Raw genomic sequence first — 23,918 nt, forward strand, 5'->3', positions numbered from 1 at the left:
GCGACGTTATTAGCATTGTCACATCCCCTTCATTAAGGTTTTTCTCGTTAAATCAGGGCGTTGATCAACAGTCCTGAGGTTCAGGTGAAAAAGAATACGATATTAAACACCGGAAGCTTCACGCCGGTGCGCTTTGCTCTGCTTTGTTTTGCTATTTTTTGCAGTCTGGCCTTCCTTTTGGGGCGTGTCGCCTGGCTGCAGATTATTAAGCCGGATAACCTGGTTAAGCAGGAAGATATGCGCTCGCTGCGTGAAGTGGCGATTGACGCACCGCGAGGCATGATTATTGACCGGGAAGGGCGGCCGCTTGCCGTGAGCGTGCCGGTCCGGGCCGTCTGGGCCGATCCCAAAACCGTGCTGGCGAAGGGGGGCGTTGGCTACGACGACCGCTGGCAGGCGCTGGCGAACGCGCTGCATTTGTCGCTCAGCACGCTGGCGGCGCGCATTAACAGTAACCCTCAGGGGCGGTTTATTTATCTGGCGCGGCAGGTCGATCCGTCTCAGGCGCAGTGGATCGACAAGCTTCGCTTGCCCGGCATCAACCTGCGCGATGAATCCCGGCGCTTTTATCCGGCCGGACACGTGGCGGCGAACCTGATTGGCTTCACCAATATCGACGGGCAGGGCATTGAAGGCGTAGAAAAAAGCTTCAACGCGCAGCTGACGGGCAAGCCCGGCGTCAGGCAGGTGAGGAAAGACCGCTACGGCCACGTGGTTGAAAACCTGACGGAAGTGGCTGCCGTTCCCGCGCATAACATCCAGCTCAGTATCGACGAGCGTCTGCAAACCATTACTGAAGACGCGCTGGATAACGCGGTAGCGTGGAACAAGGCCGAGTCCGGGGCGTCGGTGCTGATTAACATTCAGACCGGGGAGATCCTGGCGATGGCGAGCTTCCCGGACTTTAACCCTAACAACCGGGACGGCGCGACGCTGAATGATTTCCGCAACCGGGCGATCAGCGACACCTTCGAGCCCGGCTCAACGGTTAAGCCGCTGGTGCTGATGACCGCGCTTCAGCAGGGCCTGGTGCAGCCGGACAGCGTCATCGATACCCGACCCTATACGCTCGATGGCCACCGCATCCGCGACGTCGGCTATTATCCCGAGCTCACGATGACCGGCATTCTGCAAAAATCCAGCGACACGGGCGTTTCCCGGCTGTCGCTGGCGATGCCCATCCAGCGCCTGCTTGAAACCTATAAGAACTTTGGATTCGGTAGCAACACGGGGCTTGGCCTTACGGGAGAAAGCGGGGGGCTGTTGCCGCAGCGTAAATACTGGAGCCAGCTCGACCGGGCGACGTTTGCGTTTGGCTATGGCCTGATGGTGACGCCGCTGCAGCTGGCGCACGTCTACGCCACCATCGGCAGCTACGGTCTTGCTCGCCCCTTATCCATCACCCGCATCGATCCGCCCGTCATAGGGCAACGGGTTATGCCAGAGGAAATTGCCCATGAAGTGGAGCACATGATGGAAAGCGTAGCGCTTCCCGGCGGCGGGGGAATCAAGGCCGCGGTGCGGGATTATCGGGTGGCGGTGAAAACCGGTACGGCGAAGAAAATCGATGAAAACGGAAAATACGTCGACAAATACGTCGCGTACACCGCGGGCGTTGCCCCGGCGAGCAATCCGCGCTTTGCGCTGGTGGTGGTCATCAACGATCCGCAGAACGGCGCTTACTACGGCGGCGCCGTTTCCGCGCCGGTATTCAGCGAGATCATGGGCAACGTGCTGCGCCTGGAAAACGTTAAGCCTGACGGCCTTCCGGCAGATTCTGACCATCTGATCGTCATGCGCTGATCCAGCCGTTTATAACCCGGGCGAATAGCGTTACACTTTCGCCCTTTACATCACCTCCCGGAGTATTCATGTCTTTCAGCTGTCCTCTTTGCCACGCGCGCCTGACGCGCGCTGAGAAAAGCTTCACCTGTCCTGAAGGGCACCAGTTTGATATGGCGAAGGAAGGGTATGTGAATCTTCTGCCGGTTCAGCACAAGCGATCTCGCGATCCGGGTGACAGCGCAGAGATGATGCAGGCGCGCCGCGCGTTTCTGGACGCCGGGCATTATCAGCCGCTCAGGGATCGCGTGTCGACCCTGCTGGCGGAAAGGCTGACGGCAGGATCTGAAGCGCTGCTGGACATCGGCTGCGGCGAGGGCTATTACACCAGCGCTTTTGCGGCGGTGGCAGTTGAAAAGGGCGCGCAAACGTTCGGGCTGGATGTCTCAAAGGTGGCTATCCGCGCGGCGGCTAAGCGCTATTCAACGGTGACCTTCTGCGTGGCCTCCAGCCACCGCCTGCCGTTCGAGAACGCCAGCATGGAAGCCGTGGTGCGTATCTATGCGCCCTGCAAGGCCGAAGAGCTCGCGCGCGTTGTGAAGCCTGGCGGCTGGGTGATCACCGTTACGCCAGGACCGCGCCATCTCATGGAGCTTAAAGGGCTGATCTACGATGACGTGCGCCTGCACGCGCCGCACTCTGAACAGCTCGCGGGCTTTGCGCTAAGGCAGGAGCAGTCGGTAGCGTATGAAATGTGCCTGACGGGGACCGAGGCCGTTGCATTGCTGCAAATGACGCCGTTTGCGTGGCGGGCAAAACCGGAAGTGTGGGAAACGCTAGCGCTCAAAACAGAATTTCGCTGCCAGACGGACTTTAGCATCCACTGCTGGCAGCGCGAAGGTTAACCGGCGAAGTGTGACCAAAGGATCTGGGCGCCAATACCGATTAACACAATACCGCCCAGAATTTCGGCTCGCTTGCCCAGCAGTGGGCCAATAAAGCGGCCGACCATCATGCCCAGCGTGGACATAATGAGCGTCGCACAGCCGATGGCCAGCGCGGTCGCAATAATATTCACCTGCAGGAATGCCAGACCGACGCCTACCGCCATCGCGTCAAGGCTGGTGGCAATCGCCGTGGTGACCAGCAGCCAGAATCCGTGGCGATGCTGCGGCTCCTCGTCTTCATCACCGTTACCGCGAAAACCTTCGATCATCATTCGGCCGCCGAGGAAAATCAGCAGGACGAACGCGATCCAATGGCTCCACTCCAGCACGAACTGGCTGGCGAGCATACCCAGACCCCAGCCAATCAGCGGGGTGATGGCTTCAATTGCGCCAAAAATCAGGCCGGTGCGCAGCGCTTCTGAAAATTTAGGTTTGTGGAGCGTGGCGCCCTTGCTGATGGAGACAGCAAACGCGTCCATAGACATGCCGAAAGCGAGAAGAATTGTAGCGGAGATATTCATAACAGCATCCAGACCGGGAGATATCCATATGACACATCACTGCCCCCAGTAAACAGCAGTTGATGTATCTATGGTCTCGCCTGATCGCACTACACAAAAGGTGCCCGGTGCGATCCGTACGTGCCACGTTTTTCAACGAGTATGTTGACACGTACATTCCCTGCGAACAGGAAATCGGCTACTCCCCAACGACGGGCGCAACCTTAACATAATTTGAGAATATAAAACAATAAACGAGATAGTTTATTTTATCTTACTTATTGATAACGATTTTCATTAAGAGTTAAGGGTGAGTATATCGTTAATAAATATAAGTGAATTAATCGAAGGGTTATAGCTTTGGCTATATTTTTTACATCCACATGTCGGGAAATATAGCCAGTGCTATGAGATGTAACTTACTGAGTTTCAACCATTAATTTGTATATTTTTTCGAGGTCATCAATATTCTTAACGCGCACAAGCAGGCGGCGCTGCTCTAATTGCATCACCAGCACGCCGTCTTCAGATAAATTCATCTCTTTAATGCGGCGATATTCTATCCACGCATTGGCGAAGAAAAAGCCGCTGCTTTTGAAAATGATTTTGGGCGTGCGGATCCAGAAAAGATAAACGGCCATTAATGCCAGCGCACATAATAACCATGTGGTTAATATTGCACCGTGCGCGGTGACGTTATTGTAAATCAGAATGACGACCAGACCGGCGAAGATAAAACCGTCGACGCGGCTGCGGCGAAGAAGGGGAAGGGAGAGCAGCGTCTCGCCGTGGCGGCGGGGCATGATGAATTCGTCATAGATGGCGTAAGCCAGAAGGGCGGCAATAAATAAAACCAGTGCGAGGTCCGTGACAGTCATTCATCCTCCAGAAAAAAAAGACCGGGGGCATGCCCCCGGCTCATAACGCGTTCTTACAGGCCCAGCAGGCCGACAGCGTACCCGGCGATACCGATGACGAAGAAGCCAACGATGATCCACAGCGGGTTAACTTTCTTACGCAGCAGCCACATACAGGCGAAGGTCAGCAGCAGCGGCACCAGGCCAGGCATCAGCTGGTCCAGAATCGTCTGCACGGTGGTCACGCGGGTCTGACCATCCTGACCGGTGATGGTTGAAACCACCAGCGGGATGTTCACGTGCGTCCACTTGTTAACCAGCGCCCCCATGACAAACAGGCCGAGAATTGACGCCCCCTCGGTCAGTTTCTGCAGGAAGCCGCCGCCCATGTCCTTAACGATGTCCACACCTTTACGGTAGCCGTAAGCCACGCCGTAGTAGCGGGTCAGCAGGCGCACGGCGTTGAACAGAATGAAGAACAGCAGCGGGCCCAGCAGGCTGCCGCTCATCGCGATACCCGCACCTAATGCTGCAAATACCGGACGCACCGTACCCCAGAAGATTGGGTCACCCACGCCCGCCAGCGGCCCCATCAGACCCACTTTGATACCGTTGATGGCACCATCGTCAATCTCGGCGCCGTTTGCGCGCTGCTCTTCCATCGCCAGGGTCACGCCGAGAACCGGCGCGGCTACGTAAGGATGGGTGTTGAAAAATTCCAGGTGACGCTTAATCGCCTGGCGACGCGCTTCGTTGTTTTCCGGATACAGGCGCTTAATCGCCGGCACCATGGAGAAGCAGAAGCCCAGCGCCTGCATGCGTTCGAAGTTCCATGAACCCTGAAACAGGTTAGAACGGATGAACACGCCACGAATATCACCCGGAGTGAGTTTTTTCTCAGTGGTAGTTTTTGTCATATCAACCATGTCGCTCACCTGCTAGTCCAGTTCGTTATCGAGATCGTTATTACCAGCTGCCTGCGCCGGAGCACCCGCTACGCGGTTATATTTCGGGCTGAGCTGGATGTAGAGAATCGCCATGACCGCACCAATCACACCCAGCGCAACCAGGTTGAAGTTGGTGAAGGCCGCGGTAACGAAGCCGAGGTAGAAGAACGGCATCAGGTAGCCTGCGCGCATCATGTTGATCACCATCGCGTAACCGACGACGACGATCATACCGCCCGCGATGTTCAGACCGCCGGTCACCACTTCTGGAATGGCGTTCAGCATGCTCTGCACTTCGCTCGTACCGACGGAGATCGCAACGATAACCGCCGGGATCGCGATACGCATCGCCTGCAGGAACAGGGACGAGACGTGGAGCCATGAAAGCGCCGTCAGGTTGCCATTGTCCGCCGCCTTATCCGCCGCGTGCTGGAAAGCCACGGTAATAGTACGCACGATGATGGTCAGCACCTGGCCCGCAGCGGCCAGAGGGATGGCCAGCGCGATGCCTGCACCGATACTCTGATGCCCGGCGATAACCAGAACGGTAGAAATAATGGATGCCAGCGCCGCATCGGGCGCAACCGCCGCACCGATGTTCATCCAGCCGAGGGCGATCATTTCCAGGGTACCACCGATGATGATACCGGTTTTCATATCACCGAGAACGGCACCGATCAGCGTACAGGCCACCAGCGGACGGTGGAACTGAAATTCATCAAGTACGGATTCCATACCCGCAATACATGCGACGACGAACACCAGCACAATCTGAAGAGTGGTAATCTCCATTGTACTTCTCCTATTACATTATCTTTATGTGAAAAACCGGCGCGGGCTTATTTCCCCACTTTGCCGATCAAGTCCATCATTTTCAGCTTCTGATCGGTGGAAACCTTGCGGGCCTCCAGCTCGATACCGCGCGCATTCAGCTTGTTGAATGCTTCGATATCCTTCGCATCGACTGAAATGGCGTTGTTGACCTGCGTTTTGCCCTGACGGAAAGCCATACCGCCGATGTTAACGGAGGTGATTTTCACGCCGCCTTCAACAATGCGCTCGACGTCTGTCGGGTTCGTGAACAGGAGCATCACGCGCTCGCCAGCATATTTCGGGTTGTTATACACGCGGATCATCTTGTCGACGTCCACCACGTGCGCGGTCACGCCCGGAGGAGCAACCTGGGTCAGAAGGGTTTTACGCACGGTGTCGGCGGCCACTTCGTCGCTGACAACGATGATACGCTTGACGTTTGTCTCCTTGGTCCAGCGCGTCGCCACCTGGCCGTGGATCAGACGGTCATCGATACGCGCAAGGCCGATCACCATATAATCGTTCGGGCCCATCGGTTTTGCCGGTGCCGCGGCTTTCGGCGCTGCCGCAACCGGGGCAGGCTTCTCAACCGGCTGTGCTTTCAGCGCTTTCACGCCTTCGCGACCGGTTTCCACCGCCAGTGCCACCAGCTCGTCGAACGACGGATTGTCGTCACGCGCCATGAAGGTTTCCACCAGCATTGGGATGTTTACCCCGGCGACGACTTCATAGTGCTCTTTATCGACAACAATGCGGCTGGCAGCATTAAACGGGCTGCCGCCCCATGTATCAACGAGAAACAGCACGCCTTTGCTGGTATCCAGCTTCTCAAGCTGAGCGTTGTACTTTTCGATCAACGTTTCGGCGTTTTCTCCGGGAACGAAATCGATCCAGCCGACGTTTTCCTGCTCGCCCAACAGCATTTCTGCCGTTTTGAGTAGCTGCTCTGCAGCCCAACCATGTGTGCCTATGACAATAGCAATGGTCACTTGCTACCTCCTTTTATTATCATTAATACGCCTGCCGGGCAGTCGTACTGAGAATCGTATTCGCTCACCGAATCGATTCAGATAAGGGTTAGAGTTAAATTAACGAAGACTTCCGCGATTTATTTTAGACAGTGAAAAAATAATTTATGTGATGAAGATCCGTAATTTAGGTTTCGTAACATAGAAATTACGCGGCGAAAATTTAGTCTTTTCCAGCGATTGCAAAGGAAAGTAAATCTTTGCCAAAAGATTATTCTCTCTGATATGTTTAGCCTCCGTTTAATCGATCAGGAGTATAGGGCTACAGCCCACTATATGGACCGTCACCGACGTCAGTCATCCTTCAGGCCATCCCGCGCCTCTTACACCGGCGATTCTCGCCACGCTTCAACGCCGTTTGCCTTCGATTTGCCCACGCTTAGCCGGGCACCGTTTTGTCATTCCTTTAGCAGGAGCTTGTCATGGAATTTCTAATGGACCCGTCAATCTGGGTGGGATTACTCACGCTGGTTGTGCTGGAAATCGTTCTCGGTATTGATAACCTGGTGTTTATCGCCATCCTTGCAGACAAACTGCCGCCAAAGCAGCGTGATAAAGCGCGCCTGATTGGCCTTTCGCTGGCGCTGATCATGCGACTGGCGCTGCTGTCTGTTATCTCGTGGATGGTCACGCTGACAAAACCGCTGTTCTCCGTGATGGATTACACCTTCTCAGGGCGCGATCTGATCATGCTTGTCGGGGGTATATTCCTGCTCTTCAAGGCGACAACGGAGCTACACGAGCGGCTCGAAAACCGTCAGCACGATGATGGGCACGGAAAAGGCTACGCCAGCTTCTGGGTGGTGGTACTGCAGATCGTGGTGCTTGATGCCGTCTTCTCGCTGGATGCCGTGATCACCGCAGTCGGTATGGTGAACCATCTCCCGGTGATGATGGCCGCCGTTGTGATTGCCATGGCGGTAATGCTGCTGGCCTCCAAGCCGCTGACGCGATTCGTCAACGAACATCCAACGGTGGTGGTGCTCTGCCTGAGCTTCCTGCTGATGATCGGTTTGAGCCTGGTCGCGGAAGGTTTTGGCTTCCATATTCCGAAAGGCTACCTGTACGCCGCGATTGGCTTCTCGATCGTTATCGAACTGTTTAACCAGATTGCGCGCCGTAACTTTATCAAGCACCAGTCTACGCTGCCGCTGCGCGCCCGTACCGCCGACGCGATTTTGCGCCTGATGGGCGGTCGTCGTCAGGTGAACGTGCAGTCTGATAACGAGAATCGCAATCCGGTGCCGGTACCGGAAGGGGCCTTCGTTGAAGAAGAACGCTACATGATTAACGGCGTGCTCTCTTTAGCCTCCCGCTCTCTGCGCGGGATTATGACTCCGCGCGGTGAAATCAGCTGGGTCGATGCCAGCCTGAGCGTGGATGAAATCCGACAGCAGCTGCTCTCTTCACCGCACAGCCTGTTCCCGGTGTGCCGCGGCGAGCTGGACGAAATTATCGGCGTGGTCCGCGCAAAAGAGATGCTGGTGGCGCTGGAAGAGGGCGTGAACGTTGAAGCCATCGCCGCTGCCTCACCTGCGATTGTGGTGCCGGAAACGCTCGATCCGATCAACCTGCTTGGCGTGCTGCGCCGCGCGCGCGGTAGCTTCGTCATCGTCACCAACGAGTTTGGCGTGGTGCAGGGGCTGGTCACGCCGCTGGACGTGCTTGAAGCGATTGCCGGTGAGTTCCCGGATGCCGATGAAACGCCGGAGATCGTCGCGGACGGCGACGGCTGGCTGGTGAAAGGCACCACCGATCTGCACGCACTCTCGCATACGCTGGGCGTCGAAAACGTGGTGAACGATGAAGAAGACATTGCCACCGTGGCGGGCCTTGTCATCGCCGTGAACGGGCAAATCCCGCGCGTTGGCGACGTCATCGAAATGCCGCCGCTGCATATCACGATCGTTGAAGCCAACGACTACCGCGTTGATATGGTCAGAATTGTTAAAGAACAATCGGCGCATGACGAAGAAGAGTAACCTTTACTAACGCAACGATATCAGGGGCACCATGTGTCCCTGATGCGCTGGCGGGGAGCTCTCCCCGCCATCAATCTATCCGGCCAGTACCCCTTACCGTGATGCAAAAGCGAAGCGGACAGCCGCCCGCCGACAGCCAGCATCGACAGACAGTGACTCATGAGAACGCCGTGCATCTTTGAAAAATTGTAGTGGGGAAACGTCAGGGGGACGAGAAGCGGGAGGAAATTTCGCCCACCCGTAGCGGATGGGCGAAAGGAGGGATTAGTCGCACTGCACCTTGATTGCCAGGCCGCCGCGCGACGTCTCGCGGTACTTCGCGTTCATGTCTTTGCCGGTCTCGTACATGGTTTCAATGACCTTATCCAGCGATACGCGCGGCTCGCTGGTACGGCGCATGGCCATCCGCGAGGCGTTGATCGCTTTTACCGAGGCGATTGCGTTACGCTCGATGCACGGCACCTGAACCTGACCCGCAACCGGATCGCAGGTTAAGCCAAGGTTGTGCTCCATGCCGATTTCCGCAGCCACGCACACCTGCTCCGGGCTTGCGCCCAGCAGCTCGGCCAGACCCGCCGCCGCCATTGAGCACGCGACGCCAACCTCACCCTGGCAGCCAACTTCCGCGCCAGAGATAGAGGCGTTCATCTTGTACAGCGCGCCGATCGCACCTGCCGCGAGGAAATAGCGAATAAAGATATCCTGCGTGACGGGCTCGATGAAGTGATCGTAGTACGCCAGCACGGCAGGAACGATGCCGCACGCGCCGTTGGTTGGCGCGGTGACCACGCGGCCACCCGCGGCGTTCTCTTCGTTTACGGCCAGGGCAAACATGTTCACCCAGTCCACCACGTTCATCGGATCGTTAGAGAACTTGTCCGTCGTCACCAGCATGCGGCGCAGGGCGGAGGCGCGACGCGGCACGCGCAGCGGCCCCGGCAGGACGCCTTCGGTATTCATCCCGCGGTCGATACAGGCGCGCATGGTCTGCCAGACGTTGGTGAAATAGTCTTCAATCTCTTTTTTGCTGTGCAGCGCCAGCTCGTTCTGCATCACCATGCCGGAGAGCGACAGGCCGGTCTCTTTGCAGTAGCCCAGCATTTCCGTCGCGGATTTGAACGGATACGACACGTTCACGTCGCTCGCGCTGTCTTTGCCGAAATGCTCTTCATCGACGATGAAACCGCCGCCGATGGAGTAGTACGTTTTGCTGTAAATTTTTTTGTCGCCGCTAAACGCGTGGAGGGTCATCCCGTTTTCGTGCAGCGGCAGGTTGTCGCTGCGAAAACGCATGCCGTCGTCCTGCGGGAAATCCACTTCGCGCTGGCCGTTGGCCAGCAGCAGGCGACCGCGCGTTTCTACGTCGCGAATAAATGCCGGAATGGCATCAATGTCAACCGTGTCCGGCATATTGCCTGCCAGACCCATAATAATGGCGATATCGGTGTGGTGGCCTTTACCCGTTAATGACAGCGAGCCGTAGACATCCACGGCGACGCGGGTAACGCTTTCCAGTAATCCTTTTTCGACCAGATCATCGACGAACTGTTTACCGGCCTTCATCGGCCCTACGGTATGGGAAGAAGAGGGGCCAATTCCCACTTTGAACATGTCGAATATACTAATCACTTTCACACTCCTGACAGGGTTACCAGACTATTCGGTAACGATGTTTTAACTGCGCATAGTGTATGAGGGAACGTCAGCGTCGGCTTAACTATTCACATGAATTAAACTAATGAATTAGCCCTGAATTACTAATGCTGAGACGCGCCTCGCAAACTTACGTCAAATTCCGGAATGTAAAGTATAGTCAAGGTTTCAGGCCGATTTGCAGCGCCAGCTCACGAATGATGCCTGCCGTCATGCCCCAGACAAAATAATGCTGATACCACGACAGCCAGACCCGATGATCGTGTCCGCGGCGCTGAATATCCAGGGGGTGATAGCGGCCCAGGCGAAGGGCTTCTTCCAGCGGCATTTCGAACACCGCGGAAACTTCATCTACGCTGGCATGGTATTGAAGATTGGGCGGAATAATGCCGACCACGGGCGTAACCTGAAAACCGGTCACGCTGTCGACCGGCGGCAGAACGCCAATCACCTCAACGGCCTCGGGAGGAATGGCAACCTCTTCCTGCGCCTCGCGCAGCGCCGCGGCGATTAACGAGGCGTCGGTGCTGTCGACCGCGCCGCCGGGGAAAGCCACCTGACCGGCATGCTTGCGCATGTGCGGCGCGCGCTGCGTCAGCAGCAGGCCCGGCTGCTCGCGGCGCACGACGGGGATCAACACCGCGGCCTGACGGCGATTGAGCGTTTCCCGGCTCACCTGCGGACGCAAAAGCTGAAAGCGCGATAAAAAATCATCCAGCGTCAGGTTCTCTTTCTTCACCCGTCAATTCTCCAGTTGCTTGAGGATACGGTTAACTTTATCAAAGGTTTCCTGATATTCAGCCCCAACTTCGCTATCGGCGACGATGCCCCCGCCCGCGGAGCAGTAGAGTTTGCCCTGGCTTGCGGTGACCGTGCGGATGGTGATGCTGGTATCCAGCGTGCCGCAAAGGCTCACGTAGCCGATGCTGCCGCACCAGGCGCTGCGCCGGTGCGGCTCCAGCTCATCGATAATTTCCATCGCCCGCACCTTGGGCGCGCCGGTGATGGAGCCGCCCGGAAACGCGGCGCGAAGCAGGTCGCAGGCGGAGCGCGACGCGGGCAGCCGCGCGGTAACGGTGCTGACCAGATGGTGCACGGCAGGGAAGGGCTCGACGACGAACAGCTCGGGCACGGCGACGCTTCCCGGCTCGGCCACGCGGCCAATGTCGTTGCGCATCAGATCGACAATCATCAGGTTTTCTGCACGATCCTTTGGCGAAGCGGCCAGCTTTTCTGCCTGCATGCGGTCCGCGTCGGGATCGCTCAGGCGCGGAAGCGTGCCTTTAATCGGACGCGTCTGGATGATGCCTTCGGCCAGATGGATGAAGCGCTCCGGGGAGACGCTCAGAATGGCGCCTTGCTCCAGGCGGATAAAGGCGCTGAACGGCGCGCGGTTGCTGGCGTTAAGCTGCCTAAACGCCTGCCACTCGTCGCCCGCGTAGGTCGCCTCAAAGCGCTGGGCGAGGTTCACCTGATAGCAATCGCCGCTTTGCAGGTAGCTCTGCACGCGTTCGAACTTCTCGGCATACGCCTGCTCGCTCATGTTTGAGCGCCATGGCGAGGTGAGCGTAAAAGCCTCGCGCTCGGCGGGCGTCTGGGCTTCCAGCCAGGCCAGGCGCGTTTTTGCATCCTGATGGCTCACCAGCGAGACGACCTCTTTGCGGTGGTCGACGATCAGCGCCCAGTCGTACAGGCCGACGGCCATATCCGGCAGCGAAATATCGCCTACCGCGTTTTCGGGCAGCGTTTCGAAGCGTCTGCCCAGATCGTAGCCAAACAGCCCCAGCGCGCCGCCCTGAAACGGCAGATCGGCGTCGGGCAGGGCGGACAGGTTCAGCGCGTCAATTGCCTGCTGCAGCAGCGCCAGCGGATCGTCCGTGGACGGTCCGCGTTCAGTCTGCGTGATCTCGCCCTGGGTCGTCAGCGTGCTGACCGGATCGGCGACCAGAATATCGAAACGGCTGTAGGGATGATCCGCGTGGCCGGAATGCAGCAGCATCGCATACGGCAGATGGCTCAGGCGGTCAAACCAGAACTCGGCGGCGTCAGCGCGCCAGGGCAGGGTAATAACAGTGGGGAAGCGCATGTTCATGTGTGGCATACTACCGGGCAGCGTGAAATAATTAGCGCGAACAATTTAGCAGGAGTTAACGATGTTTGCAGGTTTACCTTCTCTGAGCCACGAGCAGCAGCAGAAAGCCGTAGAGCGCATTCAGGAACTGATGACCCAGGGCATGAGCAGCGGCGAGGCGATAACCGTTGTCGCGCAGGAAATTCGCGCCAGCCATACCGGCGAACGGATCGTGGCGCGATTTGAAGACGAAGATGAAGATGAGTAATCGGGCTTAAACCGCCGCGATAATCTTAATCTCTACCTTATATTCCGGTTTCATCAGCGTGGCCTGTACGGTGCAGCGTACAGGCGCGTGACCCGCCACGACCCACGCATCCCAGGCTTTATTCATCGCCGCGAAATCCTCTTTGTTCGCCAGGAAAATCGTGGCGTCCAGAATGCGGGACTTATCGCTGCCCTGTTTTTCCAGCACGGCGTCAATTTGCGCCAGCGTGTTGGCCGTCTGCGCGAAGGCGTCGGCGTCGAGGTTGGCCGGTACGCCGGTGTAGTAAAGCGTCTGGTTATGAATCACCACATCAGACCAGCGGGCTTCGGCATCAATGCGCACAATTGTCATAAACGTTTCCTCGTTATTTAGCGTATTCAGGCGGCAAGACTGCCATATTGTTCTCGCGCCGTCACTATTTGGGGTGGCACACGAGAGGATGGGCTGACATAATCCCTGTGCAAAAATACAGTGAGAGAGCACCGTGGCAGACGATTTTTCCCCCGAAGGTCAGTTAGCAAAGGCGATCCCCGGCTTTAAGCCGCGCGAACCGCAGCGGCAGATGGCGCATGCCGTTGCGCACGCCATCGATAAAGCACAACCGCTGGTGGTTGAGGCCGGTACCGGCACGGGGAAAACCTACGCCTACCTCGCGCCTGCGCTGCGGGCGAAGAAAAAAGTCATCATCTCCACCGGATCGAAGGCGCTGCAGGATCAGCTCTACAGCCGCGATCTGCCAACGGTGGCGAAAGCGCTGAAGTACAAAGGCCGCCTGGCGCTGCTGAAGGGGCGCTCGAACTATCTTTGCCTCGAGCGCCTTGAACAGCAGGCGCTGGCCGGTGGCGATCTGCCCGTGCAAACCCTCAGCGACGTGATCGTGCTGCGCGCGTGGGCGAACCAGACCGAAGAGGGTGATATCAGCACCTGCGCCAGCGTACCGGAGGATTCGCCCGCCTGGCCGCTGGTCACGAGCACCAACGATAACTGCCTCGGCAGCGACTGCCCGCTGTATAAAGATTGTTTTGTGGTGAAAGCGCGTAAAACCGCGATGGACGCGGACGTGGTGGTGGTCAACCACCATCTGTTCCTCGCCGACATGGTCGTTAAAGACAGCGGTTTTGGCGAGCTTATCCCGGAAGCGGACGTCATGATTTTCGATGAAGCGCACCAGCTTCCCGATATCGCCAGCCAGTATTTTGGCCAGTCGCTCTCCAGCCGTCAGCTTCAGGACCTGGCGAAAGATTTCACCATTGCCTACCGCACGGAACTCAAAGACACCCAGCAGCTGCAAAAGTGCGCCGACCGCCTGGCGCAAAGCGCGCAGGATTTCCGCCTGCAGCTCGGCGAGCCGGGCTACCGGGGCAACCTGCGCGAGCTGCTGGCGGACAAAAACATTCAGCGCGCGCTGCTGCTGCTCGACGACGCGTTAGAGCTCTGCTACGACGTGGCAAAACTGTCGCTCGGGCGTTCGGCCCTGCTGGATGCCGCCTTTGAGCGCGCCACGCTCTATCGCACGCGGCTGAAAAGGCTGAAAGAGATTAATCAGCCCGGATACAGCTACTGGTACGAATGCACCTCCCGCCACTTCACGCTGGCGCTGACGCCGCTGACCGTGGCGGACAAATTCAAAGAGGTGATGGCGCAAAAGCCGGGGAGCTGGATTTTCACCTCCGCGACGCTCTCCGTTAACGACGAACTCCATCACTTTACCGAACGCCTGGGCATCGAGCAGGCGGAATCGCTTCTGCTGCCGAGCCCCTTTGATTATGAAAAGCAGGCGCTGCTCTGCGTTCCGCGCAATCTTCCGTTGCCTAACCAGCCGGGGGCGGCGCGCCATCTGGCGGCGATGCTCAGGCCGATGATCGAGGCCAACAACGGCCGCTGCTTTATGCTTTGCACCTCCCACGCCATGATGCGGGATCTGGCGGAGCAGTTCCGCGCCACCATGACGCTGCCCGTTCTGCTGCAGGGCGAAACCAGCAAAGGCCAGCTGCTACAGCAGTTCGTCTCCGCCGGTAACGCGCTTCTGGTGGCGACCAGCAGCTTCTGGGAAGGGGTGGACGTGCGCGGCGATACCCTTTCGCTGGTAATCATCGACAAGCTGCCGTTTACCTCTCCGGACGATCCGCTGCTGAAGGCGCGCATGGAGGACTGCCGGCTGCGCGGGGGCGATCCGTTCGACGAGGTCCAGCTTCCCGATGCGGTCATTACCCTCAAGCAGGGGGTAGGGCGTCTTATCCGCGACGTTACCGATCGCGGCGTGCTGGTGATTTGCGATAACCGCCTGGTGATGCGCCCCTACGGCGCCACCTTCCTCGCGAGCCTACCGCCCGCGCCGCGCACGCGGGACATTAAACGCGCGGTCCGCTTCCTGGCGAACCCAACGGCGGAGTAATTTGTGCGTAACTGTGCTAAGATGCGCGCCATTTTGTGACTGACCATTGCGAGAGCGCGACGACTGATGCGAATTCTGGCTATTGATACCGCAACGGAAGCCTGTTCCGTTGCCCTGTGGAACGACGGCGCTATCTGCGCGCATTTCGAAGAGTGCCCGCGCGAACACACCCAGCGGATCCTGCCTCTGGTAAAACAGATCCTCACCGAAGGGAACGCCAGCCTGGCCGGGCTTGACGCGCTGGCCTATGGCCGCGGCCCGGGCAGCTTCACCGGCGTGCGCATTGGCATTGGCATTGCGCAGGGGCTGGCGCTGGGGGCAACTCTGCCGATGATCGGCGTCTCTACGCTGGCAACGATGGCGCAGGGCGCGTGGCGTATGACCGGCGCGACCCGCGTGCTGGCCGCCATTGACGCGCGCATGGGCGAAGTCTACTGGGCCGAGTACGTCCGCGATGAGCAGGGCGTCTGGCACGGCGAAGAGACCGAAGCGGTGCTCAAGCCGGAAGCGGTGACCGAACGCCTCAAGCAGCTCTCCGGCGAGTGGGCGACGGTCGGAACCGGCTGGCCAGCGTGGCCAGAGATGGCCAGCGGCACGGGGCTAACGCTGGTGGATGGCCAAATGCTCCTGCCCGCTGCAGAGGACATGCTGCCCATCGCCTGTCAGCTGTTCGCGGCGGGAAAAACCGTGGCCGTTGAGCATGCTGAGCCTGTTTATTTGCGAAACACCGTTGCGTGGAAGAAACTTCCGGGCCGCGAGTGAATCTCAGTAACAGGAACTGAGAAAAAGGAGTCGCACCATGGCGGTTAAAAATAATGCTTTACGCCTGATAATGGCAGGCGCGTTTGCCATAGCACTGAGCGGTTGCGTAACCGTACCTGATGCGATTAAGGGCAGCAGCCCGACGCCACAGCAGGATCTGGTACGCGTGATGAATGCCCCCGAGCTGTACGTCGGGCAGGAGGCGCGCTTCGGCGGTAAAGTTGTTGAGGTGATAAACCAGCAGGGCAAAACCCGCCTTGAGATCGCCACGGTGCCGCTGGACAGCGGCGCGCGGCCTGCATTGGGCGAACCTTCACGCGGGCGAATCTACGCTGACGTCGGCGGCTTCCTCGATCCGGTTGATTTCCGCGGACAGCTGGTGACGGTTGTTGGCCCGATCACCGGCACGGTGCAGGGTAAAATCGGCAGCACGCCGTACAAATTTATGACCATGCAGGTCAACGGCTACAAGCGCTGGCGGATTGTCGAGCAGGTTGTCATGCCGCCGCAGCCGATCGATCCGTGGATGTGGGGCCCGCATCCGTACCGCTATGGCTACCCGGGCTGGGGCTGGTATAACCCGGGCCCGGCGCAGGTCCAGACGATCGTAACTGAGTAACTTACTGTTATTGTTAGGAAAGAGACAGCGGCTCAGCCGCTGTCTCTGTTTTTTTACGGATAAAACGAAAAAAAAGAGTGACGCGCTTCGCAACCTTAAATCCGAACAATTAATAAACTGGTACGCTGAGTTAATATAATGTTAACAAACTGTTTATTATCGGGGTTGTGATGACGACGAACACTCATTTCAGAGGTGATGCATTGAAAAAGGTTTGGCTTAACCGTTATCCCGCGGATGTCCCTGCGGAGATCAATCCTGACCGTTATCAATCCCTGATTGAATTATTTGAGCATTCGGTACGGCGCTACGCCGATCGGCCCGCATTTGTGAACATGGGCGAGGTCATGACCTTCCGCAAGCTGGAAGAGCGTAGCCGGGCGTTTGCCGCCTATTTACAGGAAGGGCTGGGGCTGCAAAAAGGGGACCGCGTCGCGCTGATGATGCCGAACCTGCTGCAGTATCCGGTAGCGCTGTTCGGCATCCTGCGCGCCGGGATGATCGTCGTGAACGTCAACCCGCTGTACACCCCGCGCGAGCTGGAGCATCAGCTCAACGACAGCGGCGCGGCGGCCATCGTCATTGTGTCGAACTTTGCCCACACGCTGGAAAAAGTCGTCGATAAAACCCCGGTTAAACACGTTATCCTCACCCGCATGGGCGACCAGCTCTCCACGGCCAAGGGCACGCTGGTCAACTTCGTCGTGAAGTACGTGAAGCGCCTGGTGCCGAAGTACCACCTGCCGGATGCAATTTCATTCCGCAGCGCGCTGCACGCGGGCTACCGGTTGCAGTACGTGAAGCCGGAGGTCGTGGCTGAAGATCTCGCGTTCCTGCAATACACCGGCGGGACCACGGGCGTCGCCAAAGGGGCAATGCTCACGCACCGCAACATGCTGGCGAACCTTGAGCAGGTGAATGCGACCTACGGGCCGCTGCTGCACCCGGGTAAAGAGCTGGTGATCACCGCGCTGCCGCTGTACCACATTTTTGCGCTCACCATGAACTGCCTGCTGTTTATCGAACTGGGCGGTCAGAACGTGCTGATCACCAACCCGCGCGATATTCCGGGCCTGGTGAAAGAGCTGGCGAAATACCCGTTCACCGCCATGACCGGGGTGAATACCTTGTTCAATGCGCTGCTCAACAACAAAGAGTTCCAGCAGCTCGATTTCTCCACGCTGCATCTTTCCGCAGGCGGCGGCATGCCGGTTCAACAGGCGGTCGCCGAGCGCTGGGTGAAGCTCACCGGACAGTATCTGCTGGAAGGCTACGGCCTGACGGAGTGCGCCCCGCTGGTCAGCGTTAACCCGCACGATATCGACTACCACAGCGGAAGCATTGGCCTGCCGGTGCCGTCTACCGAAGCGAAGCTGGTGGACGACGAGGATAACGAGGTCGCGCCGGGGGAACCGGGTGAGCTTTGCGTGAAGGGGCCGCAGGTGATGCTGGGCTACTGGCAGCGCCCGGACGCCACGGATGAGATCATTAAGGACGGCTGGCTGCACACCGGGGATATTGCGGTTATGGACGAGGAGGGCTTCCTGCGCATCGTCGACCGTAAAAAAGACATGATCCTCGTCTCCGGGTTTAACGTTTATCCGAATGAAATTGAAGACGTCGTGATGCAGCACCACGGCGTGCAGGAGGTTGCAGCCGTTGGCGTGCCTTCCGGCAGCAGCGGAGAAGCGGTGAAGATTTTTGTGGTGAAGAAAGATCCCGCCCTTACCGAAGAGGAGCTGGTGACGTTTTGCCGCCGCCAGCTTACGGGATATAAAGTGCCTAAGCTGGTCGAGTTCCGGGTCGAACTGCCGAAATCGAACGTCGGGAAGATATTACGACGAGAATTACGTGACGAAGCCCGCGCCAACGTGGACAATAAGGCCTGAGCTCCACGCTAATCGCCCAGACGCCGGTTATGCCGGCGTTTTTTTTGGCGCAAACAAAAGAGAACCCGTTTTGAATTACCAGATAATCACAACAAATGACGAGCTGGCTTCGCTGTGCGAAGTTACGCGCGATTTTCCTGCCATCGCACTGGATACCGAGTTTGTACGCACGCGCACCTACTATCCGCAACTGGGTCTTATCCAGATGTATGACGGTAAGCATGTGTCGCTGATCGACCCGCTCGGCATTACCGACTGGGCCCCGATGCGCGAGCTGCTGCTCGATACCGCGGTGACCAAATACCTGCACGCAGGCAGTGAAGATCTGGAAGTGTTCCTGAATACCTTTGGCATCATGCCGCAGCCGCTCATCGACACGCAGATCCTCGCGGCCTTTAGCAATCGCCCGCTCTCCTGGGGATTCGCGGCGATGGTTGAGGAATATACGGGTGTGAAGCTGGATAAAAGCGAATCCCGCACCGACTGGCTGGCGCGCCCGCTGTCCGAGCGTCAGCTTGAATACGCGGCGGCGGACGTTTTTTACCTCCTGCCGATTGCCGGACAGCTGATGAAAGAGGCGGAAGCCTCCGGCTGGCTGGATGCGGCCCTCGACGAGTGCCGCATGACGCAGCAGCGTCGTCAGGAAGTGCTTGACCCAAAAGAAGCGTGGCGCGACATCACCAACGCCTGGCAGCTGCGCACGCGTCAGCTCGCCTGCCTGCAGCTGCTGGCTGACTGGCGCCTGCGCAAAGCGCGCGAGCGCGACCTGGCCGTGAACTTCGTCGTGCGCGAGGAGCATCTGTGGGCGGTTGCCCGTTATATGCCGGGCAGCCTCGGCGAGCTGGACAGCCTCGGCCTTTCAGGCAGCGAAATTCGCTTCCATGGGAAAAGGCTGCTGGAGCTGGTAGAGCAGGCTCAGCAAACGGCGGATGAAGACCTGCCGGAGCCTCTGCTGAACCTGATGGATATGCCGGGCTACCGTAAGGCGTTTAAGGACATCAAAGCGCTGGTGCTGGACGTGGCGACGGAAAGTAAGCTCAGCGCGGAGCTGCTGGCTTCGCGTCGTCAGATTAACCAGCTGCTGAACTGGCACTGGAAGCTGAAGCCACAGAATGGCTTACCGGAGTTGATGACGGGATGGCGGGGTGAATTGATGGCCGGTCGCCTGAAAACGCTGCTGGAAGGCTATCCGCGCTAAAGAACTGTACCCCCGGTAGGCACAGCGCCACCGGGGATATGGCCGGGCGGCGCGATGCTTGCCCGGCTTACAAACTACGCAATCACAAACGGATTAACGCGACTCTTCCGCTTCCGGCAGCGTCACGTTCAGCTCCAGAATCGAAATATCCCCGTCTTTCTGCTCCAGCTGCACGGTGACCATTTCCGGGTCAATCTGCACGTATTTACAGATCACTTCCAGGATGTCCTTGCGCAGCTGCGGCAGGTAGTGCGGCTCGGCGTCGCTGCGACGGCGCTCCGCAACGATGATTTGCAAACGTTCTTTTGCGATGTTGGCGGTGCTTTTTTTCCGCGAGAGAAAAAAGTCCAGTAATGCCATAACTTATCCTCCGAACAGGCGTTTGAGGAAACCTTTCTTCTCTTCTTCAATGAAGCGGAAAGGACGTTCTTCTCCCAGCAGACGGTCTACGGTATCCGCATACGCTTTACCCGCGTCTGCCATGGTATCCAGGATGACAGGCTCGCCCTGGTTAGAGGCGCGCAGTACGGACTGATCTTCCGGGATCACGCCGACCAGCTTAATGCGCAGGATCTCCAGCACGTCTTCCATGCTCAGCATGTCACCTTTGTTCACGCGGCCCGGGTTGTAGCGGGTCAGCAGCAGGTGCTCTTTAATCGGTTCCTGGCCATTTTCCGCACGGCGGGACTTCGAGGCCAGAATGCCCAGAATACGGTCAGAGTCACGTACAGAGGAGACTTCAGGGTTGGTGGTGATAATCGCTTCGTCAGCGAAGTACAGCGCCATCAGGGCACCGGTTTCGATACCGGCAGGGGAGTCGCAGACCACAAAGTCGAACTCCATCTTTTTCAGCTCGTCGAGCACCTTTTCCACGCCTTCACGGGTCAGCGCGTCTTTATCACGCGTCTGCGAAGCCGGAAGGATGTAGAGATTCTCGGTGCGCTTGTCTTTAATCAGCGCCTGGTTCAGCGTGGCATCGCCCTGAATGACGTTAACGAAGTCATAAACGACGCGGCGCTCACAGCCCATGATCAGGTCCAGGTTACGTAAGCCGATATCAAAGTCGATAACGACCGTTTTCTTTCCCTTCTGGGCCAAACCTGTAGCGATGGCCGCGCTGGAGGTGGTCTTGCCAACGCCTCCTTTACCCGAAGTCACAACAATAATGCGTGCCATAGAAATTCCTTGTTAAAAAGGGATCAATTCAACGGTTGAACGGTCAAAGCGTTGTCTGCCAGCTGCAGACGCGCCGCTTTGCCATAAAATTCGGCTGGGATTTTATCGCTCAGCCAATATTCACCTGCGATGGACACCAGTTCCGCCGTCAGGTGAGTACAAAATATTTGTGCATCTCGATCGCCGCTTGCGCCCGCGAGTGCTCTGCCACGCATCATACCGTAGACGTGTATGTTGCCATCCGCAATCAACTCAGCGCCAGCGCTAACGTGACTGGTAACAATCAAATCAGAGTTTGGCGCATAAATCCGCTGACCGGAACGAACCGGCACATCAATCAATCGCGTTTTTGTGAGTTGCGTAACGTTTTGCGCCGGAGGCGGTGGCGCAGCGGGTGCGGCAGGCGCAGAACGCGGGGCTTTTTCCTTTCCTTCAGTCAGGAGCGGCAAACCTGCGCGTTCGATTTCCGCTTTCAGCTCAACGTCTTTGCAGCCGCTTATGCCGACAATGCGCAGCCCGGTTGATGAAACGGCCTGCTGGAGATGCGCCCAGTTGACGGGCGTATTCAGACCGCTAACGTTAACCACAACAGGCGCATGCTTAAGAAAAGTGGGAGCCTGGGCGATTTTGTCTTCTAACGCCTGACGAATAACCTCGGGTTTTGCATCGTGCAAATGTACCACTGATAAGGTGAAGCTACTGCCTTTAAGCTCGATGGGCGTGTTTGACATCCTGGCCTTACTCAATTTGCTATTAACCGCAACAACGCGCTGCGATATTCCGAAGAGTATCAGGCATGTTATAGTCAGGAGTATATTGAGGCAAGCCGCCACCCATTAATTCAGAGTAAAAACATGTTTTGTGTGATCTACAGAAGTACAAGCCGTGACCAGACCTACCTTTATGTCGAAAAGAAAGACGATTTTTCCCGCGTGCCTGAAGAATTAATGAAAAGTTTTGGGCGTCCGCAGCTGGCGATGCTGCTGCCGCTGGACGGCCGTAAGAAATTAGTCAATGCTGATTTGGAAAAAGTAAAAATGGCTTTGGCCGAGCAAGGCTATTATTTACAGCTTCCACCACCGCCCGAAAATTTATTAAAACAGCACCTTGAGGTGAACGGAAAGAAATAGATCCGCGGACTTTCGGGCGTAACACAACAACCGTTTAGGGAGCGACTATGTATCAACATCATAACTGGCAGGGCGCATTACTGGATTATCCCGTGAGCAAAGTGGTCTGCGTGGGCAGCAACTATGCAAAACATATCCAGGAGATGGGCAGCGCGACGCCGGAAGAGCCGGTGCTGTTCATCAAGCCGGAAACCGCGCTGTGCGACATTCGCCAGCCGCTGGCGCTGCCGCAGGGGCTGGGTTCCGTTCATCATGAGGTAGAGCTGGCGGTGCTGATTGGCGCAACGCTGCGCCAGGCTTCCGAAGAGCACGTGCAGAAAGCGATCGCCGGTTACGGCGTGGCGCTGGATCTCACCCTGCGCGACGTGCAGGGCAAAATGAAGAAGGCCGGGCAGCCGTGGGAAAAGGCCAAGGCGTTCGACAACGCGTGCCCGATTTCCGGCTTTATCCCCGCGGCTGATTTTGAGGGCGACCCGCAAAATACCGCGCTGGGCCTGAAGATCAACGGCCAGGTGCGCCAGCAGGGCACGACGGCAGACATGATCCACAAGATTGTGCCGCTGATAGCCTACATGAGCCGCTTCTTTACCCTGAAGCCGGGCGATGTGATCCTGACCGGCACGCCGGACGGCGTCGGCCCGCTGAACGGCAGTGATGAACTGGAGGTCAGTTTTAACGGCCTGTCGCTGAAAACCCGCGTACTGTAAAAGCCTCTTGCCGCCGTAAATGGGCGGCAAAACTTGCATCAACGTGCCAGACTCGTTATAAGGTGCGCTTTCTTTTGACGTGTGGACATCCTGATGAACGAACTCCCTTTCTGGCAAACCAAAACGCTCGACGACATGACGGACGCGGAGTGGGAATCGCTGTGTGACGGCTGCGGGCAGTGCTGCCTGCACAAGCTGATGGATGAAGACACCGACGAAATCTACTTTACCAACGTCGCCTGCAGGCAGCTCAACATCAAAACCTGCCAGTGCCGTAACTACGAGCGCCGCTTTGAGTTTGAGCCAGACTGCATCAAGTTAACCCGCGATAACCTGCCAACGTTTGAATGGCTGCCGCACACCTGCGCGTATCGCCTGCTGGCGGAAGGGAAGGCGTTGCCGGACTGGCACCCGCTGCTGACGGGGTCTAAAGCGGCGATGCACGGCGAGCGCATCTCCGTTCGCCACATTGCGGTGAAAGAGTCCGAGGTGCAGGACTGGGAAGACCATATCCTGAATCACCCGACCCGCTGATGCTAAAAAACCCGCCGAGGCGGGTTTTTATCAGGCGCTGTTGTGTCGGGTGGCGCTGCGCTTACCCGACCTGCACCGTTTTGCTTTTACCTTCCGAACAGATCGCGTTTTTTCGGCTTGAACGGCTGGGCAATCAGCACCAGCAGCGCAACCGCGAAGTAGGCAACAAAAATGCCCACCAGCCACTGCGGCATCTCCAGCGTTAAAAATTCCCACTGGCGAACGGAGCAGTCGCCGGACGCGACGAACACCTGCGGCAGCCATTTGTCCAGCGGCAGCCAGCTCGGGAAGCGGGCGGCGAAGTCACAGGTCATAAACGGCGAGGGATGCAGCTGCATCGCGGTGTGCTGCCAGGCAAGCTGAATGCCCTGCCACGCGCTGTAAAGCCAGATAGCGATACCGGCATAGCGAAGCGGGGATTTCGGCGCAATGGCACCCACCAGACCGGCACCCATGATGCCGAACAGCGCGCAGCGCTCGTAGATGCACAGCACGCAGGGCTTGAGGCCCATCACGTGCTGGAACCACAGCGCGACCATCTCCAGCGCAAAGGCGGTCAGGGCCATCAGCAACCACGCTCCGCGACCGCGGGAGCACTGGTTTAAAAATCTCAACATAATCATTTCCCTGGAACATGCTTAGAAAGCGCAGTGTAAACCA

At 57.7% G+C, this 23,918-nt stretch carries 25 protein-coding genes and 1 riboswitch; of the genes, 12 read left to right on the plus strand and 13 right to left on the minus strand.

Annotation, left to right across the window (positions count from 1 at the left end; translation table 11 throughout):
- The first annotated feature begins 84 nt into the window (after positions 1-84).
- Positions 85-1,803, plus strand: coding sequence for a peptidoglycan glycosyltransferase FtsI (ftsI, locus tag AB8804_RS01265; protein ID WP_371182195.1), 1,719 nt, complete (start codon positions 85-87; stop codon positions 1,801-1,803).
- Positions 1,804-1,871: 68 nt separating this feature from the next.
- Positions 1,872-2,687: a 23S rRNA (guanine(745)-N(1))-methyltransferase gene (gene rlmA, locus AB8804_RS01270; RefSeq protein ID WP_371182197.1), complete on the plus strand. Its 816-nt coding sequence runs from the start codon at positions 1,872-1,874 to the stop codon at positions 2,685-2,687.
- On the opposite strand, the gene mntP is transcribed toward rlmA, so the two are convergent.
- The 5 genes from mntP to manX all read right to left on the minus strand — a co-directional run bounded on the left by mntP (position 2,684) and on the right by manX (position 6,835).
- Complete coding sequence (gene mntP, locus AB8804_RS01275) at positions 2,684-3,250, minus strand: manganese efflux pump MntP (protein ID WP_371182198.1); 567 nt, start codon at positions 3,248-3,250, stop codon at positions 2,684-2,686. The two genes, rlmA and mntP, sit on opposite strands and share 4 nt — an antisense overlap.
- Positions 3,251-3,260: 10 nt before the next feature.
- A riboswitch (yybP-ykoY riboswitch) is annotated at positions 3,261-3,449 on the minus strand.
- Positions 3,450-3,648: 199 nt separating this feature from the next.
- Positions 3,649-4,107: a DUF986 family protein gene (locus AB8804_RS01280; protein WP_371182200.1), complete on the minus strand. Its 459-nt coding sequence runs from the start codon at positions 4,105-4,107 to the stop codon at positions 3,649-3,651.
- A 53-nt stretch (positions 4,108-4,160) separates the two neighbouring features.
- A complete protein-coding gene (locus AB8804_RS01285) occupies positions 4,161-5,012 on the minus strand; it encodes a PTS mannose transporter subunit IID (RefSeq protein WP_006810994.1) in 852 nt (283 codons plus the stop codon).
- Between the two features lie 12 nt (positions 5,013-5,024).
- Entirely contained in the window at positions 5,025-5,825 is an 801-nt protein-coding gene (manY, locus tag AB8804_RS01290) for a PTS mannose transporter subunit IIC (protein WP_112012461.1), read from the minus strand.
- Positions 5,826-5,872: 47 nt separating this feature from the next.
- A complete protein-coding gene (gene manX / locus AB8804_RS01295; protein WP_371182204.1) occupies positions 5,873-6,835 on the minus strand; it encodes a PTS mannose transporter subunit IIAB in 963 nt (320 codons plus the stop codon).
- Between the two features lie 461 nt (positions 6,836-7,296).
- On the opposite strand from manX, the gene yoaE reads away from it, so the two are divergent.
- Entirely contained in the window at positions 7,297-8,856 is a 1,560-nt protein-coding gene (gene yoaE / locus AB8804_RS01300; protein ID WP_371182206.1) for a CNNM family cation transport protein YoaE, read from the plus strand.
- Positions 8,857-9,120: 264 nt separating this feature from the next.
- Here the strand turns inward: yoaE and sdaA are convergent, their stop codons facing one another.
- The 3 genes from sdaA to pabB all read right to left on the minus strand — a co-directional run bounded on the left by sdaA (position 9,121) and on the right by pabB (position 12,601).
- The gene (gene sdaA, locus AB8804_RS01305) at positions 9,121-10,485 is read right to left on the minus strand and encodes an L-serine ammonia-lyase (RefSeq protein ID WP_371182207.1); all 1,365 of its coding nucleotides are present in this window, start codon (positions 10,483-10,485) and stop codon (positions 9,121-9,123) included.
- A gap of 184 nt (positions 10,486-10,669) precedes the next feature.
- A complete protein-coding gene (locus AB8804_RS01310) occupies positions 10,670-11,248 on the minus strand; it encodes a CoA pyrophosphatase (RefSeq protein WP_371182209.1) in 579 nt (192 codons plus the stop codon).
- Between the two features lie 3 nt (positions 11,249-11,251).
- The gene (gene pabB, locus AB8804_RS01315; protein ID WP_371182800.1) at positions 11,252-12,601 is read right to left on the minus strand and encodes an aminodeoxychorismate synthase component 1; all 1,350 of its coding nucleotides are present in this window, start codon (positions 12,599-12,601) and stop codon (positions 11,252-11,254) included.
- A 61-nt stretch (positions 12,602-12,662) separates the two neighbouring features.
- On the opposite strand from pabB, the gene AB8804_RS01320 reads away from it, so the two are divergent.
- Complete coding sequence (locus AB8804_RS01320; protein ID WP_371182211.1) at positions 12,663-12,848, plus strand: YoaH family protein; 186 nt, start codon at positions 12,663-12,665, stop codon at positions 12,846-12,848.
- A gap of 6 nt (positions 12,849-12,854) precedes the next feature.
- On the opposite strand, the gene AB8804_RS01325 is transcribed toward AB8804_RS01320, so the two are convergent.
- A complete protein-coding gene (locus AB8804_RS01325) occupies positions 12,855-13,199 on the minus strand; it encodes a RidA family protein (RefSeq protein ID WP_371182213.1) in 345 nt (114 codons plus the stop codon).
- A gap of 133 nt (positions 13,200-13,332) precedes the next feature.
- Here AB8804_RS01325 and AB8804_RS01330 point away from each other — a divergent pair, with 133 nt between their 5' ends.
- From AB8804_RS01330 to rnd, 5 genes are all read left to right on the plus strand, one after another.
- Complete coding sequence (locus tag AB8804_RS01330) at positions 13,333-15,243, plus strand: ATP-dependent DNA helicase (RefSeq protein ID WP_371182215.1); 1,911 nt, start codon at positions 13,333-13,335, stop codon at positions 15,241-15,243.
- A 66-nt stretch (positions 15,244-15,309) separates the two neighbouring features.
- Complete coding sequence (gene tsaB / locus AB8804_RS01335) at positions 15,310-16,005, plus strand: tRNA (adenosine(37)-N6)-threonylcarbamoyltransferase complex dimerization subunit type 1 TsaB (protein WP_371182217.1); 696 nt, start codon at positions 15,310-15,312, stop codon at positions 16,003-16,005.
- 37 nt (positions 16,006-16,042) lie between these two features.
- Positions 16,043-16,624, plus strand: a complete 582-nt coding sequence (locus AB8804_RS01340; protein ID WP_371182219.1) for a Slp/YeaY family lipoprotein — start codon at positions 16,043-16,045, stop codon at positions 16,622-16,624.
- Positions 16,625-16,827: 203 nt separating this feature from the next.
- Positions 16,828-18,513 carry a long-chain-fatty-acid--CoA ligase FadD gene (gene fadD / locus AB8804_RS01345; protein WP_371182222.1) on the plus strand — a complete coding sequence of 562 codons (1,686 nt, stop codon included), beginning with the start codon at positions 16,828-16,830 and terminating at the stop codon, positions 18,511-18,513.
- Between the two features lie 70 nt (positions 18,514-18,583).
- Positions 18,584-19,711 (plus strand): ribonuclease D, encoded by a 1,128-nt coding sequence (gene rnd / locus AB8804_RS01350; RefSeq protein ID WP_371182224.1) that lies wholly within the window; start codon positions 18,584-18,586, stop codon positions 19,709-19,711.
- 93 nt (positions 19,712-19,804) lie between these two features.
- On the opposite strand, the gene minE is transcribed toward rnd, so the two are convergent.
- From minE to minC, 3 genes are read right to left on the minus strand one after another with little or no spacing between them, the layout of a single operon-like run.
- A complete protein-coding gene (gene minE, locus AB8804_RS01355) occupies positions 19,805-20,071 on the minus strand; it encodes a cell division topological specificity factor MinE (protein ID WP_003859937.1) in 267 nt (88 codons plus the stop codon).
- Positions 20,072-20,074: 3 nt separating this feature from the next.
- Complete coding sequence (minD, locus tag AB8804_RS01360; protein ID WP_253377603.1) at positions 20,075-20,887, minus strand: septum site-determining protein MinD; 813 nt, start codon at positions 20,885-20,887, stop codon at positions 20,075-20,077.
- Between the two features lie 23 nt (positions 20,888-20,910).
- Positions 20,911-21,618 (minus strand): septum site-determining protein MinC, encoded by a 708-nt coding sequence (minC, locus tag AB8804_RS01365; protein ID WP_371182228.1) that lies wholly within the window; start codon positions 21,616-21,618, stop codon positions 20,911-20,913.
- 123 nt (positions 21,619-21,741) lie between these two features.
- Between minC and AB8804_RS01370 the strand changes: the two genes are divergently transcribed.
- From AB8804_RS01370 to AB8804_RS01380, 3 genes are all read left to right on the plus strand, one after another.
- On the plus strand, positions 21,742-22,017 hold the full coding sequence (locus tag AB8804_RS01370; protein WP_371182230.1) for a YcgL domain-containing protein: 276 nt from the start codon (positions 21,742-21,744) through the stop codon (positions 22,015-22,017).
- 47 nt (positions 22,018-22,064) lie between these two features.
- Positions 22,065-22,724: a fumarylacetoacetate hydrolase family protein gene (locus tag AB8804_RS01375; protein WP_371182232.1), complete on the plus strand. Its 660-nt coding sequence runs from the start codon at positions 22,065-22,067 to the stop codon at positions 22,722-22,724.
- Positions 22,725-22,817: 93 nt separating this feature from the next.
- On the plus strand, positions 22,818-23,258 hold the full coding sequence (locus AB8804_RS01380; RefSeq protein ID WP_371182234.1) for a YcgN family cysteine cluster protein: 441 nt from the start codon (positions 22,818-22,820) through the stop codon (positions 23,256-23,258).
- Between the two features lie 86 nt (positions 23,259-23,344).
- Here AB8804_RS01380 and dsbB read toward each other — a convergent pair whose 3' ends face one another.
- Complete coding sequence (dsbB, locus tag AB8804_RS01385; protein WP_371182236.1) at positions 23,345-23,875, minus strand: disulfide bond formation protein DsbB; 531 nt, start codon at positions 23,873-23,875, stop codon at positions 23,345-23,347.
- Positions 23,876-23,918: the final 43 nt, after the last annotated feature.

The sequence above is a fragment of the Enterobacter sp. KBR-315C3_2022 genome (assembly GCF_041399425.1).
In the GTDB taxonomy this organism is placed as follows: Bacteria; Pseudomonadota; Gammaproteobacteria; order Enterobacterales; family Enterobacteriaceae; genus Enterobacter.